Annotated in this window: 1 protein-coding gene; it reads right to left on the reverse strand. The window is 65.6% G+C overall.

Translation table 11 applies throughout. From position 1 onward, the window contains the following. Positions 1–200: hypothetical protein (locus ACXJKR_RS34465; RefSeq protein WP_457326691.1), on the reverse strand; the 200-nt coding region annotated here is incomplete at its 3' end. Between the last annotated feature and the right edge of the window lie 308 nt (positions 201–508).

Raw genomic sequence — 508 nt, forward strand, 5'->3', positions numbered from 1 at the left:
GGGTGGGACGCGGTGAGGCGGATGACTTCCTGGAGGACGTCGGAACCCAGCTGCGCGCAGGTGGGCTCATGGGAGTTCGGCTTCGGGATACCTCGCAGACGGAGCGTCGTGAACAGTTCGGCGAGCTTCTCAAGCAGGCAGGTGAACGCTTCGACCGTGAGCGGGTTCGAACGATTGTCGTGGTCGATGGCCTTGACCACATCCCTCGCGAAGAGCGGCCGGCTCGCTCCCTTCTCAGCGAGCTGCCGCTACCGGCGGTTGTACCGGCAGGTGTCATCTTTGTGCTCGGTTCGCAGCGCCTCGACCTGGTCGGATTGCCACCCGCCGTAGCCGAGCAGGCCTCGGCCGCAGGGCGACTGGTGACCATGCGTCCGCTTAGCCGGGTCGCCGTGGCCAAAATGGCAGACGCTCTTGATCTGGACGCTGCGGTTCCCCGAGCGCGCATTGCGGAACTGAGTCTAGGCCACCCCCTGGCGACGCGCTACCTGATACAGGCTCTGTTGCGTGC

It is taken from the genome of Roseateles sp. P5_E11 (assembly GCF_054049355.1).